16 protein-coding genes are annotated in these 16,526 nt (G+C 62.6%); 6 read left to right on the top strand and 10 right to left on the bottom strand.

The window, feature by feature from the left end:
• The first annotated feature begins 8 nt into the window (after window positions 1–8).
• Window positions 9–1,418, top strand: a complete 1,410-nt coding sequence (mapR, locus tag ACVI9W_RS03520) for a GntR family transcriptional regulator MpaR (protein WP_157194774.1) — start codon at window positions 9–11, stop codon at window positions 1,416–1,418.
• A 25-nt stretch (window positions 1,419–1,443) separates the two neighbouring features.
• Here mapR and ACVI9W_RS03525 read toward each other — a convergent pair whose 3' ends face one another.
• Window positions 1,444–2,190: an SDR family oxidoreductase gene (locus tag ACVI9W_RS03525; protein WP_461529206.1), complete on the bottom strand. Its 747-nt coding sequence runs from the start codon at window positions 2,188–2,190 to the stop codon at window positions 1,444–1,446.
• 87 nt (window positions 2,191–2,277) lie between these two features.
• Window positions 2,278–3,093, bottom strand: coding sequence for a hypothetical protein (locus ACVI9W_RS03530; RefSeq protein WP_461529207.1), 816 nt, complete (start codon window positions 3,091–3,093; stop codon window positions 2,278–2,280).
• 30 nt (window positions 3,094–3,123) lie between these two features.
• Here ACVI9W_RS03530 and ACVI9W_RS03535 point away from each other — a divergent pair, with 30 nt between their 5' ends.
• From ACVI9W_RS03535 to ACVI9W_RS03550, 4 genes are read left to right on the top strand one after another with little or no spacing between them, the layout of a single operon-like run.
• A complete protein-coding gene (locus tag ACVI9W_RS03535; protein WP_461529208.1) occupies window positions 3,124–4,833 on the top strand; it encodes a copper resistance system multicopper oxidase in 1,710 nt (569 codons plus the stop codon).
• On the top strand, window positions 4,826–5,752 hold the full coding sequence (locus ACVI9W_RS03540; protein ID WP_461529209.1) for a copper resistance protein B: 927 nt from the start codon (window positions 4,826–4,828) through the stop codon (window positions 5,750–5,752). Before ACVI9W_RS03535 ends, ACVI9W_RS03540 begins: the two co-directional genes overlap by 8 nt.
• A 15-nt stretch (window positions 5,753–5,767) precedes the next feature.
• On the top strand, window positions 5,768–6,196 hold the full coding sequence (locus tag ACVI9W_RS03545; RefSeq protein WP_038612884.1) for a DUF411 domain-containing protein: 429 nt from the start codon (window positions 5,768–5,770) through the stop codon (window positions 6,194–6,196).
• A gap of 10 nt (window positions 6,197–6,206) precedes the next feature.
• On the top strand, window positions 6,207–6,641 hold the full coding sequence (locus ACVI9W_RS03550; protein ID WP_461529210.1) for a YqaA family protein: 435 nt from the start codon (window positions 6,207–6,209) through the stop codon (window positions 6,639–6,641).
• On the opposite strand, the gene ACVI9W_RS03555 is transcribed toward ACVI9W_RS03550, so the two are convergent.
• The 6 genes from ACVI9W_RS03555 to ACVI9W_RS03580 form a co-directional block, all read right to left on the bottom strand.
• Complete coding sequence (locus ACVI9W_RS03555) at window positions 6,638–7,219, bottom strand: DinB family protein (RefSeq protein WP_461529211.1); 582 nt, start codon at window positions 7,217–7,219, stop codon at window positions 6,638–6,640. The two genes, ACVI9W_RS03550 and ACVI9W_RS03555, sit on opposite strands and share 4 nt — an antisense overlap.
• Before the next feature lie 11 nt (window positions 7,220–7,230).
• On the bottom strand, window positions 7,231–8,349 hold the full coding sequence (zapE, locus tag ACVI9W_RS03560; protein WP_461529212.1) for a cell division protein ZapE: 1,119 nt from the start codon (window positions 8,347–8,349) through the stop codon (window positions 7,231–7,233).
• Window positions 8,350–8,394: 45 nt separating this feature from the next.
• Complete coding sequence (locus tag ACVI9W_RS03565; protein ID WP_461529213.1) at window positions 8,395–9,543, bottom strand: PQQ-dependent sugar dehydrogenase; 1,149 nt, start codon at window positions 9,541–9,543, stop codon at window positions 8,395–8,397.
• Window positions 9,544–9,562: 19 nt separating this feature from the next.
• Entirely contained in the window at window positions 9,563–9,883 is a 321-nt protein-coding gene (locus ACVI9W_RS03570) for a hypothetical protein (protein ID WP_461529214.1), read from the bottom strand.
• 111 nt (window positions 9,884–9,994) lie between these two features.
• Window positions 9,995–10,954: an agmatinase gene (gene speB / locus ACVI9W_RS03575; protein ID WP_461529215.1), complete on the bottom strand. Its 960-nt coding sequence runs from the start codon at window positions 10,952–10,954 to the stop codon at window positions 9,995–9,997.
• A 22-nt stretch (window positions 10,955–10,976) separates the two neighbouring features.
• Window positions 10,977–12,056, bottom strand: coding sequence for an extracellular solute-binding protein (locus ACVI9W_RS03580; RefSeq protein ID WP_461529216.1), 1,080 nt, complete (start codon window positions 12,054–12,056; stop codon window positions 10,977–10,979).
• A gap of 101 nt (window positions 12,057–12,157) precedes the next feature.
• On the opposite strand from ACVI9W_RS03580, the gene ACVI9W_RS03585 reads away from it, so the two are divergent.
• Window positions 12,158–13,048: a LysR family transcriptional regulator gene (locus tag ACVI9W_RS03585; protein ID WP_461529217.1), complete on the top strand. Its 891-nt coding sequence runs from the start codon at window positions 12,158–12,160 to the stop codon at window positions 13,046–13,048.
• A 1-nt stretch (window position 13,049) separates the two neighbouring features.
• Here the strand turns inward: ACVI9W_RS03585 and ACVI9W_RS03590 are convergent, their stop codons facing one another.
• Both ACVI9W_RS03590 and ACVI9W_RS03595 read right to left on the bottom strand, forming a co-directional pair.
• Window positions 13,050–15,494 (bottom strand): TonB-dependent receptor, encoded by a 2,445-nt coding sequence (locus ACVI9W_RS03590; protein ID WP_461529218.1) that lies wholly within the window; start codon window positions 15,492–15,494, stop codon window positions 13,050–13,052.
• A 149-nt stretch (window positions 15,495–15,643) separates the two neighbouring features.
• Window positions 15,644–16,522 carry a FecR family protein gene (locus ACVI9W_RS03595; protein ID WP_461529219.1) on the bottom strand — a complete coding sequence of 293 codons (879 nt, stop codon included), beginning with the start codon at window positions 16,520–16,522 and terminating at the stop codon, window positions 15,644–15,646.
• Window positions 16,523–16,526 lie beyond the last annotated feature (4 nt).

Here is a 16,526-nt window from a genome sequence, read left to right on the forward strand (position 1 = left end):
GAGCCATGATGAAACGCTACGAAAAATTCGCCGACGACATTGCCGAACTGATTCGCTCCGGGGTCCTGGGCCCCGGCCAGCGCGTGCCGTCGGTGCGCTACGCCAGCCAGACCCACGGGGTCAGCCCTTCCACAGTGTTCCAGGCCTACTACCTGCTGGAACGCCGCGGGCTGATCCGCGCGCGGCCGCGCTCGGGCTATTTCGTCAACGCCCATGCGCCGCGGCAGTTCAGCGAGCCGCAGATCATCGAGCAAGCGAATGAATCCACCGAGGTGGATGTCAGCGAGCTGGTTTTCTCGATTCTCGACTCGATGAAAGACCCGCAGACCGTCGCGTTCGGCTCGGCCTTCCCCAGCCCCCACCTGTTCCCGCTACCACGCCTGGCCCGCTCGATGGCCAGCGCCAGCCGCGAAATGGATCCGCGCATGGTGGTCACCGACCTGTCGCCGGGCAACCCGCAACTGCGTCGGCAGATTGCCCTGCGCTATATGGTCGGCGGGCTGATGCTGCCGATGGAGGAGCTGCTGATCACCAATGGTGCACTGGAGGCATTGAACCTGTGCCTGCAGGCGGTGACCGAACCGGGTGACCTGGTGGCAATCGAGGCACCCGCCTTCTACGCCTGCCTGCAGGTGCTGGAACGGCTCAAACTGAAGGCAGTGGAGATCCCCGTGCACCCGCGCGAAGGTATCGACCTTGGCGTGCTGGCGCAGACCCTGGCCAAACACCCGGTCAAAGCCGTCTGGTGCATGACCAACTTCCAGAACCCGGTGGGCGCGAGCATGCCGGAAGAGAAAAAACAGCAACTGGTCGAACTGCTGCGCCAGCACCAGGTGCCTCTGATCGAAGACGACGTCTATGCCGAGCTGTATTACGCCCAGCAAGCGCCGAAACCGGCCAAGGCCTTCGATACCGATGGCCTGGTGATGCACTGCGGCTCTTTCTCCAAGAGCCTGGCACCGGGCTACCGGATCGGCTGGGTGGCCGCCGGACGCTATGCGCAGAAAATCGAACGGCTGAAACTGATGACCTCGCTATGCGCCTCGATGCCGGCCCAGGCGGCGATCGCCGACTACCTGCAGCACGGCGGCTACGATCGGCACCTGCGCAGACTGCGCTATGCCCTGGAAGAGCAGCAAAGCGCCATGCTTGCCGCCATTGCCCGGCACTTCCCGGCGCAGACCCGGGTCAGTCACCCGTCGGGGGGGTACTTCCTGTGGCTGGAGCTGCCGGAGCAGATGGACTCGCTCAAGCTGTTCCAGATGGCCCTGGCCCAAGGCATCAGCATCGCGCCCGGGCCGATCTTTTCGCCGACCCAGCGCTTTCGCAACTGTATCCGCCTGAACTACGGCAGCCCGTGGACCGAGCAATCGGAACAAGCCATGGAGACCCTGGGCAGAATCGTGCGCTCGTTCTGAGCGCCCGACAGTGTGGAGGGCAGACTCAGCGCCCGCCGCCCAGATCGATGAAGCTGCCTGTGGAGTACGACGCCTTGTCGGACAACAGCCAGATAATCGCCTCGGCCACCTCTTCGGCCTGACCACCACGCCCCATGGGGATGCCCGGTTCAAGCTTGCTGACCCGCTCAGGGTCGCCGCTGAGCGCGTGGAAATCAGTGAATATGTAGCCTGGGCGCACGGCATTGACCCGGATGCCGTCACCGGCGACTTCCTTGGCCAGGCCCATGGTGAAAGTGTCCAACGCTCCTTTGGAGGCCGCGTAGTCGACATACTCGTTCGGCGAACCCAGCCGCGCGGCCACCGACGAGACGTTGACGATGCTCCCACCCTGCCCGCCCTGACGTTTCGACATCCGCTGCACGGCATGCTTGCTGCAAAGCATCGGCCCGACCACGTTGGTCTTCATCAACTTGAGCAGACGGAACTCCGACATATGCTCAAGCTGACTCTTCTGGCCGATGGTCCCCGCGTTATTGACCAGCGCGGTCACTGGCCCCAGCTCGGCATCGACGCGCTGAAACAAGTGGATGATCTCGTCTTCGACACTGACATCGGCTTTGACCGCGATGGCTTCGGCGCCCAATTCGCGGACGTCGGCCAGCACCCGCTGGGCCGCCTCGTCGTCACTCAGGTAGTTGATGCAGATGCGATACCCTTCACGGGCCGCCAGGCGTGCGGTCGCGGCGCCAATGCCACGACTGGCGCCAGTGATCACGATGACTTTATCCATGGATACTCCTTTGCCCCAATGGCGTTTGCCCCTCAAGGCTAACGCACGGCAAGCCGGGCGTGAAGTTGCTTGAAGCCGCAGGCAGCGTCATCTTTGCCTGGGCTTGATAACCAACTTTTTCACTCGGGCTTTCGCTGTGCCTGCCAGAGAAGCACTGATCGCCTCACGGTATTTGGCGTACACCTCTCGATCGAAACGATAAAGCCCCCCTACCACGCTCAAGACCATATCGCGCTGGGTCTGTGTCCAGAAATCAAAATCGCGGGTTTCCACTGACAATCCGACATTCATGCCAAACACGACCAGGAGAATATCGCCCGACGGGGTCTTTTCGCAGGGCACGGCGACAAAATCAGACAGTGCCCCGCCATTCTCTCCATTGCTGAAGAAGCGGTCGGCATACTCGGTTTGCCCGATGCTGCCGATGGCGAGCGCCACCATGTCGGCCAATTCAGTGCTACCAACATTCCCTACGACAGTAGCGGCGATGCCTTGCAGCTCATCGGCTGAAGTAATCACCCGCGGTGGCTCGGTTATCAGGCTCAACAACTGGCAACCGTGTTTTTCCAGGCGGTTTCGGTAGCGATCCATCCAGCTCTTCCAATGCACCTTGGCATCATAGGCATTGCTGGCAAACATGCGTGCCTGCATAAGCAGATCGAGTGCGTCCTGACGCTCTTCCTTGGTCATTCCTGGCGCAAAAGTGATAATGGCATTCTCAGCCAGATAGGCTTCCAGCGATGTATTGAAGTCCATAGATTCCTCTCTGCCGCTTAACGTGTTTATGAGCCGACACAGTAAAATTTGCTGAACCAACAGAGCAGCTGGATTGGCTTCCGTGCCACCTGACAAATCTGTAATCTGCCGCTCAGATTTCTGACAGTCGTCGCTCGCTATGGTCATGCCACCCTCGCTTATGGATTGGCACCCCCCATGCTTGCAAACCCGACCCGCCGCACCTTCGTCAAAGGCTTCGCCGCCGCCAGTGCCCTGGCCGGACTCGGCCTCTGGCGCCTACCGGCCTTCGCCGCTGGCTCGCCCTTTGGTAATGAACTGAGCGGCCGCGATTTCGAACTGTTCATCGGCCAGACCCCGGTCAATATCACCGGTCGCCCGCGCACCGCGCTGACCATCAACAACAGCTTGCCGGGCCCGGTATTACGCTGGCGCGAAGGCGACACCGTGACCCTGCGCGTACGCAACCGCCTGGACGAACCGACCTCGCTGCACTGGCACGGCATCATCCTGCCGGCCAACATGGACGGAGTCCCGGGCCTGAGCTTTGCCGGTATCGAGCCCGGTGGCGATTATCTCTATCAGTTCACCCTGCAGCAGAGCGGCACCTACTGGTACCACAGCCATTCCGGCTTGCAGGAACAGGCCGGGGTATACGGGGCAATCGTCATCGAGCCGAAACAGCCCGAAGCTCATCACTATCAACGCGACTATGTGCTGTTGCTCAGCGACTGGAGCGACCAGGCCCCCGACGCGCTGATGGCGACCCTGAAAAAGCAGTCCGACTCCTTCAACTATCACAAGCGTACAGTCGGTGACTTCATCGATGACGTGGCCCTGCACGGCTGGTCGAAAACCGTGGCTGAGCGCAAGGGCTGGGCCGAAATGCGCATGAGCCCGACCGACCTTGCCGACATCAGCGCAGCAACCTACACCTACCTGCTCAACGGCCAGCCGCCGGACGGCAACTTCACCTGTCTGTTCCAGCCGGGTGAAACCGTGCGCCTGCGTCTGATCAACGGCTCGGCGATGAGCTATTTCGACTTCCGCATCCCCGGCCTGAAGCTGACGGTAATCGCCGCCGATGGCCTGCCGGTGCAACCGGTCAGCGTCGACGAACTGCGCATCGCCGTGGCCGAAACCTACGACGTACTGGTGAGCGTGGGCGACCTGCCTGCCTATACCCTGTATGCCCAGAGCATGGACCGCACCGGTTACGCCCGCGGCACCCTGGCCCGCAGTGCCGGGCTCAGCGCGCCGGTGCCGGCCCCCGACCCGCGGCCGATCCTGACCATGGCCGACATGGGCCACGGTGGCATGGACGCCATGGCCGGCATGGATCACAGCCAGATGGGTGGTATGGATCATGCTGCCATGAGCGGCATGCAGAGCCACCCGGCCAGTGAAACCGGCAACCCGCTGGTCGACATGCAGACCATGAGCCCCAAACCCAACCTCGCCGACCCGGGTATTGGCCTGCGCAACAACGGCCGCCGGGTGCTGACCTACGCCGACCTGAAAAGCACCTTTGCCGACCCGGACGGCCGCGAGCCGTCGCGCGAGATCGAACTGCACCTGACTGGCCACATGGAGCGCTTCGCCTGGTCGTTCAACGGCATCAAGTTTTCCGACGCCGAGCCGCTGCGTCTGCGCTACGGCGAGCGCCTGCGCATCACTTTGGTCAACGACACCATGATGGCCCACCCGATTCACCTGCACGGCCTGTGGAGCGACCTGGAAGACGAACACGGCCGCTTCCAGGTCCGCAAGCACACCCTCGACATTCCGCCTGGCAATCGCCGCAGCTACCGGGTCAGCGCCGACGCGCTGGGGCGCTGGGCCTACCACTGCCACCTGCTTTACCACATGGAGATGGGTATGTTCCGCGAGGTACGCGTCGATGAATGAAGTACTCAACCGCCCGCTGCTGGGCAGCCTGGCGCTGCTCGCCTTGCTGGCCAGTGAAGACGTCCGGGCCCAGGGCATGGATCATGGCGCGATGAACCACGGTGCCATGAACCATGGCAGCATGAACCACGGCAGCATGAGCCCACCGCCCATGGACCATTCCGGCATGGACCACGGCGCCATGGGACACGGCCAGGCACTGGACACACCGCGCACACCGTTGCGGCCGGTCACTGACGCCGACCGCCGCGCCGCCTTCCCGCCCTTGCCCGGTCATCAGGTGCATGATCAGCAGGTCAACTGGGCGGTGATTGTCGAGCAGCTCGAATACCAGAACTTCGAAAGCAGCAGCGCCCTGAACTGGAACGCCAACGCCTGGATCGGCGGCGATATCGACCGTCTCTGGCTGCGCACCGAAGGCGAGCGTGAACAGGGCGTAACCCACAAGGCCGAACTGCAGGCACTCTGGGGCCATGCCATCAGCCCCTGGTGGGAGCTGGTCGGCGGCCTGCGCCAGGACTTCAAACCGGCCAGTGGCCAGACCTGGGCGGCCTTCGGCATCCAGGGCATGCCGCTCTACGGCCTGGAACTGGAAGCCACCGCCTACCTGGGTGAGCGGCAACAAACCGCGCTGCGCGTGGAGAGCAGTTACGCTATCCTGCTGACCAATCGCTGGATTCTCGAACCGTCGCTGGAGGCCAACTTCTATGGCCGTAACGATGCCAGCCGTGACCAGGGCAGCGGCCTTGCCGACAGTGAGATCGGCCTGCGCCTGCGTTATGAGATCACCCGCGGTTTTGCCCCTTATCTGGGCGTCAGTTTCAACCGGAGCTACGGCAATGCCGCCGAACAGATCCGTGATGACCACGGCGATATCGGCCAGACCCGTCTGGTCGCCGGTGTCCGCCTGCGTTTCTAGTATTGGAGAAGCATCATGTTGAGCAAAAAAATCGTCGCCTTCGGCCTGCTGGCCCTGAGCACCCTGGCCCAGGCCGGACAGACCATCGATGTCTACCGCGACCCCAACTGCGGCTGCTGCAAGGAGTGGATCAGCCATCTGCGCGATAACGGTTTCACCGTCAACGATCATGTCGAACCGAACATGAGCGCGGTCAAGCAGCGTCTGGGCGTGGCGCCGCGCCTGGCGTCGTGCCACACCGGGGTGATCGATGGCAAGTTCGTCGAGGGCCATGTGCCGGCTGAGCAGGTCAAGCTGCTGGCCAAGCGTTCCGACTTGCGCGGCCTGGCGGTACCAGGCATGCCGATGGGCTCGCCCGGCATGGAAATGGGTGACCACAAGGATGCCTACCAGGTGATCGGCCTGACCCAGGACGGTCGCGACGAAGTGGTCGCCAACTACTGATCAGCGCTGAGTGTTGAGCGAGTGGGCGCTGTTTCTCAGCGCCTTTGGCGCGGCAACCCTGTTGCCGCTGCAATCGGAAGCCGTGCTGGTGGGCTTGCTGCTGCGCGACCCACAGGCGGTGTTCAGCCTGCTGCTGATCGCCACCGCCGGCAATGTACTGGGCTCGATCGTCAACTGGCTGTTGGGCCGTGGCATCGAACACTTGCGTGACCGGCGCTGGTTCCCCTTCAAGCAGGCGCAACTGGACAAGGCCCAGCAACGCTACCAGCGCTACGGCCAGTGGTCTCTGCTGCTGAGCTGGATGCCGGTAATCGGCGACCCGTTAACGTTGATCGCCGGGATCATGCGCGAACCCTTCTGGCGCTTTGTCGTGCTGGTCACGATTGCCAAGGCCGGGCGTTACGCGGTACTGGCCGTGCTGACCCTGGGCTGGCTGGGCCGCTAGCGCCCCCAGATCTGTGCTTCGGTCCAGCCCAGTTCGGCAAAGTCCTGGGCGCGCAGGTGCGCTTCGTCTTCGCAGAAAAACTCGTCCAGCTGCGGTGGTTTCACCGAGGTGTCGCTGAGCATGGCGTGCACCTGCCCGCGGTGATGGATCTGATGCTCGAACAGGTGCAACAACAAGCGCAACCGTTGTTCGCGCTGGACCCAGTCGGGGCGCACGATGCTCACGTAACGCTGCAACTGGTCATCGCGCAATTGACTGCAGTAGGCGATCAGCCGGTGATCGGCCTGGGCCTGTTCTTCTCGTAGTGCCTCACAACTGGAAAACGGCTCTTCAGGCTCGAAGAAACGCTCGCTGTCCGGCTCCGGCGCTTCGCCCCGCTGCTCTGACTCCAGGGCGTTGAGGTAGAACCAGTCCACCGTGAGGATGTGGTTGAGGGTGGCCTTGATCGAGCCGAAGAAGCTGCAGCGCGGCGCCACCAACTCGTCCTGGCTCAGCTGCAGACAGGCCTTGTAGAGCCTGTGGTTGGCCCAACCGTTGTGGTAGGCCATGGTCAGCAAATGGTGCGAAAGCGGCTGCATGATCGACTCCTTCAACAGAAGCGTTGCAGTTGCATCTCCCGCAAGCGGCTCAAGGTGCGCCGGAACGGGAACTCCAGATACCCTTGAGTGTAGAGCGCTTCAAGCGCAACCTCGGCTTCCAGGTACAGGGCGACCCGACGGTCGTAACATTCATCGACCAACGCGATGAAGCGCCGCACGCTGTCATCGTGCACCGATAACTGCGGCAGCTCGCGGTCGCCGGCCAGCACGCGACTGGCCGCATCCTCGGTGCCCCGGGCGATCTTCGCTGGCCGCTGGCGAGCGCCGAGGGCCGGCACATCGCCCACCAGGATAGCCGTGAAGCTGTCGCACAGCGCCATGAAATCCATGGCGGCCAAGGGTTGCTCGCACAGATCGGTGTAGCGGCACCAGATAACGGTATCACTGCGCTGCACTACCTGTATCTGCCGCGAGCCCACCGGCAAGGGCTGATCGCTGCACGGCTGTTCACCGTTCAGTTGGGCAAAGACCTCGTCCAGGGCTGGGGACTGGCCGGGTTCGCGCACCCAGTAACGCTGTTGCGCGGCGCCTGGATGCAGGCGGTGGTCCTGCTCACCGACCACTGCCTGCACCTGCATGTGCTGCTCGATGGCGCTAATCGCCGGCAGGAAGCGCTCGCGATTGAATCCATCGCAGTACAACTGGTCGGGCGGCTGGTTGGAGGTGGCGACAATCACCACTCCGGCCTCGAACAGCACCTGGAACAGGCGCCCGAGAATGATTGCGTCGCCGATATCGTTGACGAACAACTCGTCGAAACACAGCACGCGAATCTCTTCGGCCAGGGACCGGGCCAGGGCCTGCAAGGGGTCGGCGGTGCCATTGAGCTGGAACAGACGTTGATGCACCCAGCGCATGAAGTGGTGGAAATGCTGACGCCGGGCCGGCACCTGCAAACAACGGTGGAACTGGTCCATCAACCAGGTCTTGCCGCGTCCCACCGGGCCCCAGAGATAGACGCCCTGCGGGGTTTCGCCACGTTGCAGGGCTTCGAAACAGCGTTGCAAAGCACTGGCCGCCTGTAGCTGAGCCGGGTCGCTGAAAAATCCATCGCGGTCGATGGCCTGCCGGTAGAGCTGCAGGGGGGACTGCTCGGTGAAGCAGGTCATGAAAAGCGCCTGAGGTGAAAGGGCTCCATTCTGGCAATCGGGGCCCTACAGATCCAGCCCCACTTTCAGCAGCGCACCATCCTCGGCATCCGTCAGCACGTACAGATAGCCATCCGGCCCCACCCGCACATCGCGAATCCGCGCATTCAACTCACCCAGCATCCGCTCCTCGTGAACCACCTTGTCACCGTCCAGTTGCAGGCGAATCAGTTCCTGAGCCGCCAACGCGCCAATGAACAGGCTATGGTCCCAGGGTTTGAAACGCGGGTTGTCGTAAAAGGCCATGCCGCTGATCGCCGGCGATTTTTCCCAGACATGGTGTGGATCGACCATGCCATCGACATGCTCGCCCTTGGCCTCGGGAATCGGCATCAGCGAGTAATTGATGCCGTGAGTGGCGAGTGGCCAGCCATAGTTTTTACCGGGTAGGGGGATATTGATTTCATCACCGCCACGCGGGCCATGCTCGTTGGTCCACAGCTCGCCGGTCCAGGGGTTGAGCGCTGCGCCCTGCTGGTTGCGGTGGCCGAACGACCAGATCTCGGGGCGGACATTGTCCTGGCCGACAAACGGATTGTCCTTCGGCACTGTGCCGTCCGGCAGGATGCGCACCACCTTGCCCTGTAATTTGTCCAGGTCCTGGGAAGTCGGCCGCTGGTTGTTCTCACCCAGGGCAATGAACAGGTAACCGTCACGGTCGAACACCAGGCGCGAACCAAAGTGCAGACCTGTCGACAGCTTGGGTTGCTGGCGAAAGATCACATTGAAGTCTTCAAGCTTGGCCATGTCGGCAGACAAACGCCCACGACCCACGGCGGTACCGGCTTTACCGTCCTCGCCACCATTCTCGGCAAAACTCAGGTAAACCATGCGGTCTTGCTTGAAGGTCGGCGACAGGACGACATCGAGCAGTCCACCCTGCTCTTGGGCCCACACCTCGGGCACGCCCCCCAGCGGCGCACCGACCTTGCCCTCGGCACTAACGATACGCAGATTACCCGGGCGTTCGGTTACCAGCATGCCTTTGCCTTCGGGCAGAAAGGCCAAGGCCCAAGGGTGGCTCAGGCCTTCGGCCAGGGTGCTGACCTTGATGCTGCCCTCCTCGCTCTTGAAGGAGCGTTCGGGAGCGGCATGCGCCAGCAGCGGTAGCAGCGCCGCGGTCAACAGGGGGGCAATCCAGGTGCGTGCGGACATTGGCGTTTCCTTCCAGGGATCACGGCGTGCGGGTCGACTCGCGAGGCGGTCGGGTGGGCTCCAGTTGCGGCGTGGACTGCTCGCGGCGCATGTTTGGGCTATTGCCGATGCCGCGGTTTTCCAGGGTTGGCTGGCGCGGAATGGGTTGGGTCGAAGGCCCCCGCACAGGTGGCGTGGCCTGCACGCTGCCCTGACGGCTGTTGGGGTTGGCGCGCATGATCGGACTGTTGTAGGGATTGTTCGGCGAGGCTGCCAATTGCAATGGCACTTCAGCCTGCGCAGCTGGTAACAGCAGGCTGAACAACAGGGCTGAGGCCAGGCTCAACTGGGATCTGTTCACGAAGACACCTCCTGCGCGAAACGACGCGCCCAAGCATTGGATAGCCTAAGGCGCGTCAGGTTCGCGAGGAAGCCGTAATTTCTCCTACAGGTGATTCATTTTGTGTCCGGCTCAGTCGACCTTGTGCCGGGCGGCATACAGGCAGAGCATTTCCATGGCCAATGTCGATCCGGCCAGGGCGGTGATGTCGGCATGGTCATAGGCCGGCGCGACCTCTACCAGGTCCATACCGACCAGGTTGATACCACGCAGGCCACCGATGATCTCCAGCGCCTGCACCGTGGTCAGCCCGCCGCATACCGGGGTCCCGGTGCCTGGCGCGTAAGCCGGGTCGAGGCAGTCGATGTCGAAGGTCAGATACACCGGATGGTCGCCGACCCGATGACGGATTGCTTCGATGATCGCCTGACAGCCACGCTGGTGCACCTGACGCGCATCCAGCACGGCAAAGCCCTGGGTATCGTCATTGGTGGTACGCAAGCCGATCTGCACCGAGCGCGACGGATCCACCAGGCCTTCGCGAGCGGCGTGCCAGAACATCGTGCCGTGGTCGACGCGCCCGCCCCCCTCTTCACATGGCCAGGTGTCGCTGTGGGCGTCGAAATGGATCAGCGACAGCGGGCCATGTTTGCGTGCATGGGCCTTGAGCAGCGGGTAACTGATGAAGTGATCGCCGCCGAGGGTGAGCATGGCGCAACCGGCTTCGAGGATCTGCTCGGCATGGGCCTGGATACTGTCTGGAATGGTCTGCGGGCTGCCGTAGTCGAAGTTGCAATCGCCATAGTCGATCACCGCCAGGTGGTCGAACGGATCGAACTCCCACGGCCAGTGACGGGCCCAGGCCTGCTGCACGGAAGCGCTGCGAATGGCGCGCGGGCCGAATCGTGCACCGGGGCGGTTGCTGGTGGCGGTGTCGAACGGCACGCCGCTGACCACTACATCGACACCACGCAGATCGCGGGTGTAACGGCGACGGGAGAAGCTGGTGATCCCGGCAAAGGTGTTTTCGGCGACCGTGCCATACAGACTGTCGCGGGTCATTGCCTGGTCGTTATCGGGGGCGAGATCCATCATCGGGCTCCTGTTCTGGTTGTTATTGGCGGCTACGGAAAGCGGTCCACAGGCGGGTACGCTGGCGCATGTCGGTCAAGGCCATGCTGCGGTCGGCAAACAGGCGCGCGCGCACTGCGTCCGAAGGGTAGATATCCGGGTCGTTGCGCACCGCCTCATCGACCAGCGGCGTGGCCGCCTGGTTGGCGTTGGCGAAGAACAGCGTGTTGGTCAGCGGCGCGACCGAGTCGGGGCGCAGCATGAAGGCGATAAATGCGCGTGCAGCCTCCGGGTGTGGCGCATCCTTGGGGATGACCAGGTTGTCCTGCCAGATCAGCGTGCCCTCGCGGGGAATCCGGTACACCACCTGGTACGGCTTGCCAGCCTGGCGGGCCTGCTCGGCGGCCATCGCCGCATCGCCGTTGTAGGTCAGTGCCAGGCAGACGCTGCCATTGGCCAGGTCGTTGATCTGCCGGCCGTTGGCGACATAGCTGATCGACGGTTGCAGCTGCTTGAGCAGCGCCTGGGCTGCAGCCAGATCGTCCTTGTTGCGGCTGTAGGGATCCTTGCCCAGGTAGTGCAGGGCCACACCGATCACCTCCTGAGGCGAGTCGGACATGGCGATCCCGCAATCCTTGAGCTTGCTGGCATATTCAGGTTTGAACAGCAGATCGAGGCTGTCCAGCGGCGCATCGCCGACACGCTGGCGCACGGCCTCAAGATTCAGTCCCAGGCCCAGGGTGCCCCAGGTGTAAGGCACCGCATACTGGTTGCCGGGGTCGACTTCGGCCAGTTTGCCCAGCAGGTCCTTATCCAGGTTGCTGTAGCCGGGCATCGCCTGCGCCTGCAAGGGCTGCAACGCCCCCGCAGCCAAAGCCCGGGCCAGCAAACTGGAAGACGGCACCACCACGTCATAACCGCTGCCGCCGGTAAGCAACTTGGTTTCCAGCACTTCGGTGGTGTCGAAGGTGTCGTAGCGCACCTTGTAGCCGGTTTCCTTTTCAAAGCGCTGCAAAGTCTCTGGCGCCACGTAGTCGGCCCAGCTGTAGAGGTTGAGGACTTTTTCTTCGGCCTGAACCGGCAAGGTCAGCATCACAGCGAACAACCACAGGTATCTACGCATGTCGGGCACCTTTATTCAGTGGATGCCGCCAGCATGCACGCCGGGTTACATTGCTAAAATGACAAGTTACTTAACCTGACATTCACCTGGAGCAATGTTTGATGCTCGGACAACTGCACGACCTCGACCTGCACCTGCTGCGGCTGTTCGTCACTGTAGTCGAGGCTGGCGGCTTCAGTGCCGCCCAGGGCGTGCTGGGCCTGAGCCAGCCAAGCATCAGCCAGCAGATGGCACGCCTGGAGACACGCCTTGGCTATCGCCTGTGCAGTCGCGGCAAAGGCGGTTTTGGCCTGACCGCCAAAGGCGAGGTCCTGCTCAAGGCGACACGGGAATTGCTGGTGCAGATCGAAGCCTTTCGCCACCAGGCCAATGGCGTCGCCGGGCGTTTACTCGGCGAGGTGCGCGTGGGCATTTCCGAAGCCCAGGACAGCAGTGTGACCTTGCGCCTGGCGCACGCCATCGAGCGTTTTCGCCAACGGGACGAGTCGGTACGCCTGGAACTGGTCAGCGCCATGCCGGCCGACCTTGAGCGCCTGCTGTTGCAGCAGCGCCTGGACCTGGCCATCGGTTATTTCTCCGGCAAGCAGTCCGCCTTCGACTACACGCCGTTGTTCGAAGAGACCCAGCGCCTGTACTGCGCCAGCCATCACCCGCTGGCGAGTCAGGCACAGGTGAGCCTGGAAGTACTGCTGGAGGCCGACCAGGTCGAGCACCCCTACAGTTTTCTCGAGAGCCCTGACCCGCTCAGCGGCGGTCGGGCTTCGGCGCGCTCCGAGCAGGTCGAAGGCGCCCTGGCATTCATTTTGTCCGGGCGCCACATCGGCTACCTGCCCTGCCACTTCGCGGCCCCCTGGGTCGAGCGCGGCTTGTTGCACGGGCTCGACCCGGCACTCAACTTCCAGGTGCCGTTCGCCCTCGCCCGTCACCGTGCCCAGGTGCCCAGCGATGCCCAGCAAGCCTTCAACGCTGATCTGCTGAGGGCGTTCGCCTGACTCAGTAAGCCATCGACCAGGTCAGCGTGTAGGTGCGGCCGCGGCCTTGATAGTCATACAAGTACTCCGGGCCGTAGGTTGGCGAATAGAACAGGGTCGCGCGCTGGCCCCAGACCGTACTGTACTGCTTGTCGAGCAGGTTCTGGATACCGGCGCTGAAGGTGCCGAAGCCGGTGTCCTGGCTGCCCAGCAAGTCGAAGGTGGTGTAGCCACTGATTTCGTGATCGGCATCATCCTTGAGGGTAAAGGCATGGTTGGCTTGCAGACGCGCGCTGCGCCCCTCGCCTTTCCAGCCGACGAAGGCTGTAGATTTGGACAGCGAAGCGTAGCGGGCATCGCGCTTGATCCAGTCGCCGTCCTTGTCCTCTTCTTCCGAACGTACCAAGTGCAGGGTGCTGCCGGCTTCCCAGCCACTTTCGAAGTGGCGGGTCAGCGCGCCTTCGAAACCGAAGTCACGGCTCTTCTGATCTTCAACGTTGATGGTCAAGGTGGCCATGTCGGTGGTGATGATCTTGTCCGACCAGATGTAGTACACCGCCGCCTGGGCATCCCAGTCCAGGTCGGCATAGCGCCAGCCCAGTTCCACCTGTCGGCTCTTGATCCCGGCCAGCGGGTTGTCTTCGACACTCAAGCCGGGCTTGCCGTAATACTTGGCCGGGTCTGGCAGATCGAAACCTTCGCCGTAGTTGGTCCAGACCTGGTGGCCGTTCTTGAAGTCATAGATGGCGCCGAGATTGAACAGATTGACCTGATAGTCGTTATTACCGCCGGGGACGTTCTTGAAGTCGCCGACATCCACGTCCATCTGCTGGCGCCGGGCGCCTCCGGAGAAGGTCAGGTTGTCGGTGGCGTGCCAGTCCAGCTGGGCGTAGTACGACAGGCCATCCACCCGGTAACTGGGATAGCGCGGGGCCTTGCTGGCCTTGTCCAGGTCCAGGCCACCGCTTTCTGACGACGTCAGGGCATCGAAGGTGGTCTGCTCGGCATTGAAGCGCTCGCGGTCCAGATCCACTCCGTAGGTCAGTTTGAGCGTGTCCCATTGTTTGGCAAACAACGCCTTGAGGCTGCTGACCTCGAAGTTCTGCTGCGACGCGGCAAAGTACACGCCTTTAACGCCCGCCGGCTTGCCCGGGTTGTAGTACGGGAACGGATAGAAGTTGTCGTCTTCTTTGCGGTACGACGCCTGCAGATAGAAGTCCTGACCGAGCACATCGCTGTGATGGTAGTTGGCGTTGAGCAGCAAACGCTTGGTGCGTGGCTCCAGGTCTGTGGAGTAGCCGCTGCGCAGCTCGGCATCCTCCAGGTTCGAGGGGGCGTTGTGCTTCAGGTTGGGAAAGTAGATGCCGGTGCTGCCGTGATTGCCCGAATCGTAATACTGGGCCAACAGGTCAAGGCTTTGTTCGTCGTTGAATTGCAGGCCCAGGCTGCCGAGCACATCGATGGTGCGGTTGTACTGCAAGTCGGTCTGGGTGTTATCGATAAAGATCTGGTCGCCGGCGCCATCGTAGAACGCTTCGTTCTGCTCGGCGGAAACACCCAGGCGCGCGTTGACCCGCTCGTTGCCACCGCTGACCGATTGAGCGATGCGCGTCGAAAGGTCGTCGCTGTTATTGAAACCACTGCTGGCGCCGACCTGGGTCTCGAAGCGCGCCGGACCGGCTTCGCCCTTCTTGGTGACAATATTGATGATGCCGCCCGTGGCGCCGCCGCCGTAAATGGCGCTGGCTCCGGAAAGCACTTCGACACGCTGAACGTTGAACGGCGAGATGCTGTCGAACTGCCGCGACAGGCCACGGGAACTGTTCTGGCTGACACCGTCGATCATCACCAGAACATTACGGCCACGCATGTTCTGCCCATAGTTGGTACGCCCTTCCGGCGCCAGGTCCAGGCCCGGCACCAGTTTGCCGATCGCCTCCTTGAGGCTGACCCCGCTGTTGATCTGCTCATTGAGCTGCTGCTGATCGACGACCCAGACGGTGCCGGGAATTTCACTGATCGACGTGCTGGTACGAGAAGCGACACTGACTTCAATGGGTTTGAGGCTGACACTTGCAGGAGCGGTCTGCGCCTTGCGCAGGATCACTGTGCGCGAATCGCTGAACTGCCAGCTCATGCCGCTACCGGCCAGCAGGCTCTGCAGGGCCTGGGCAATGCTGTAGCGCCCCTCAAGGGCCGGGCTTTTCAGGCCGGCAACGTCGGCGGTGGTGTACAGCAGGTGCAGGCCGGCCTGGTCAGCGAAGGCGGTCAGGGCCTGGTCAAGCGCCTGGGCTGGCAGCGCCAGGTTCACTTCACGGTCTTGCTGGGTGCTGGCTTGGGCAGCATTCACGCTCTCGGCTGCGTGTACCCAGACTGGGCCGAGCAGCGCGGCGACGGCGGTGGAAGCCAGCAGAGCGTGTTTGAAACTACCGGTGGAGCGGGCGATTGGCTTGAGCGTAGCCTTCACAATGTTCTTCCAGGCAAGGTGTAAATGAGAATGGATTGCTGATCAGTCTCACTACGACGATTGGGCGAAGAAGAACTTGCAGTGCGAAATGGAAATTATTTTTCTGTACCGGCCTCATCGCTGGCAAAGCCAGCTCCCACAAGGGTCAGTCAGTACACCACCGCCAGCCACGGCAGATAGGTAACCTTCAGCGCATAACGCTGCTCCAGGGTGCGCAACAACCCTTGCGGATCGTTCAGGTCAAACACCCCGCTGACCTGCATCGCCCCCAGTTGCTGGTCGGACAACACAATGCGCCCATGCTGATAACGCTCAAGCTCGGCCAACACCTCGCGCAAAGGCTTGCCGTTGAAGATCAGTTTGCCGCGCTGCCAGGCAGTCAGCGCCCCGGCGTCCGCAGTGGCCTGCAACCTGCGCTCACCCAGCTGAGCCTCGCCTTTGGCAATGACCACGCGGTTATGGCTGCCATCACGACGCACACTGAACACTGCCCCGCTACCCTGCACCGATTCGCCACCGGCCTCGACGACAAAGGGACGCGGGTCGCTGGCCGGCTCGAACAGTGCCTCGCCCGCCTTGAGCATCAGCCGTCGCTGGCCATCGCTGAAATCCACCGACAAGGCACTGCCACTGTTGAGCAGTACCTGCGAGCCGTCGGCCAGGGTAATACGCTGCTGCTGACCAACGCTGGTGCGGTAGTCGGCGAGCAAGGCCGGTGCCTGTTGCCAGCCACCATAGCCAACCAGCGCCAACACCACTGAAGCGGCAAGGGCACTACCCCAGCGACGTCGGCGTGGCGCTGCGGCTGTCAACTGGGCCGCAGCTTGGGTCTGGCCCAGATCGCCCCACAAGGCTTCCGCCTCCCGGGCCGCCTCGGTGTGGGCCGGACTCAGCTGGCGCCAGCGCTGATAACGCACGCGGTCAGCCTCACTGGCGTTGCCGGAATGCAACAACACCTGCCAGTCGAGGGCATCGTCGGACAAATCGCTGAGCGGCTGCGGTGCAGGCATGGCTAGGGCATCAATCATGGTT

Source organism: Pseudomonas sp. 210_17 TE3656 (assembly GCF_054821965.1).

Excerpts from the sequence above, each read along its gene's own strand:
- ACVI9W_RS03525 (WP_461529206.1), bottom strand. The coding sequence starts at position 2,190 with ATGGATAAAGTCATCGTGATCACTGGCGCCAGTCGTGGCATTGGCGCC.
- ACVI9W_RS03565 (WP_461529213.1), bottom strand. The coding sequence starts at position 9,543 with ATGTCCGCACGCACCTGGATTGCCCCCCTGTTGACCGCGGCGCTGCTA.
- zapE (WP_461529212.1), bottom strand. The coding sequence starts at position 8,349 with ATGACCTGCTTCACCGAGCAGTCCCCCCTGCAGCTCTACCGGCAGGCC.
- speB (WP_461529215.1), bottom strand. The coding sequence starts at position 10,954 with ATGGATCTCGCCCCCGATAACGACCAGGCAATGACCCGCGACAGTCTG.
- ACVI9W_RS03555 (WP_461529211.1), bottom strand. The coding sequence starts at position 7,219 with ATGCAGCCGCTTTCGCACCATTTGCTGACCATGGCCTACCACAACGGT.
- mapR (WP_157194774.1), top strand. The coding sequence starts at position 9 with ATGAAACGCTACGAAAAATTCGCCGACGACATTGCCGAACTGATTCGC.
- ACVI9W_RS03580 (WP_461529216.1), bottom strand. The coding sequence starts at position 12,056 with ATGCGTAGATACCTGTGGTTGTTCGCTGTGATGCTGACCTTGCCGGTT.
- ACVI9W_RS03545 (WP_038612884.1), top strand. The coding sequence starts at position 5,768 with ATGTTGAGCAAAAAAATCGTCGCCTTCGGCCTGCTGGCCCTGAGCACC.
- ACVI9W_RS03585 (WP_461529217.1), top strand. The coding sequence starts at position 12,158 with ATGCTCGGACAACTGCACGACCTCGACCTGCACCTGCTGCGGCTGTTC.
- ACVI9W_RS03595 (WP_461529219.1), bottom strand. The coding sequence starts at position 16,522 with ATGATTGATGCCCTAGCCATGCCTGCACCGCAGCCGCTCAGCGATTTG.
- ACVI9W_RS03540 (WP_461529209.1), top strand. The coding sequence starts at position 4,826 with ATGAATGAAGTACTCAACCGCCCGCTGCTGGGCAGCCTGGCGCTGCTC.
- ACVI9W_RS03530 (WP_461529207.1), bottom strand. The coding sequence starts at position 3,093 with ATGACCATAGCGAGCGACGACTGTCAGAAATCTGAGCGGCAGATTACA.
- ACVI9W_RS03535 (WP_461529208.1), top strand. The coding sequence starts at position 3,124 with ATGCTTGCAAACCCGACCCGCCGCACCTTCGTCAAAGGCTTCGCCGCC.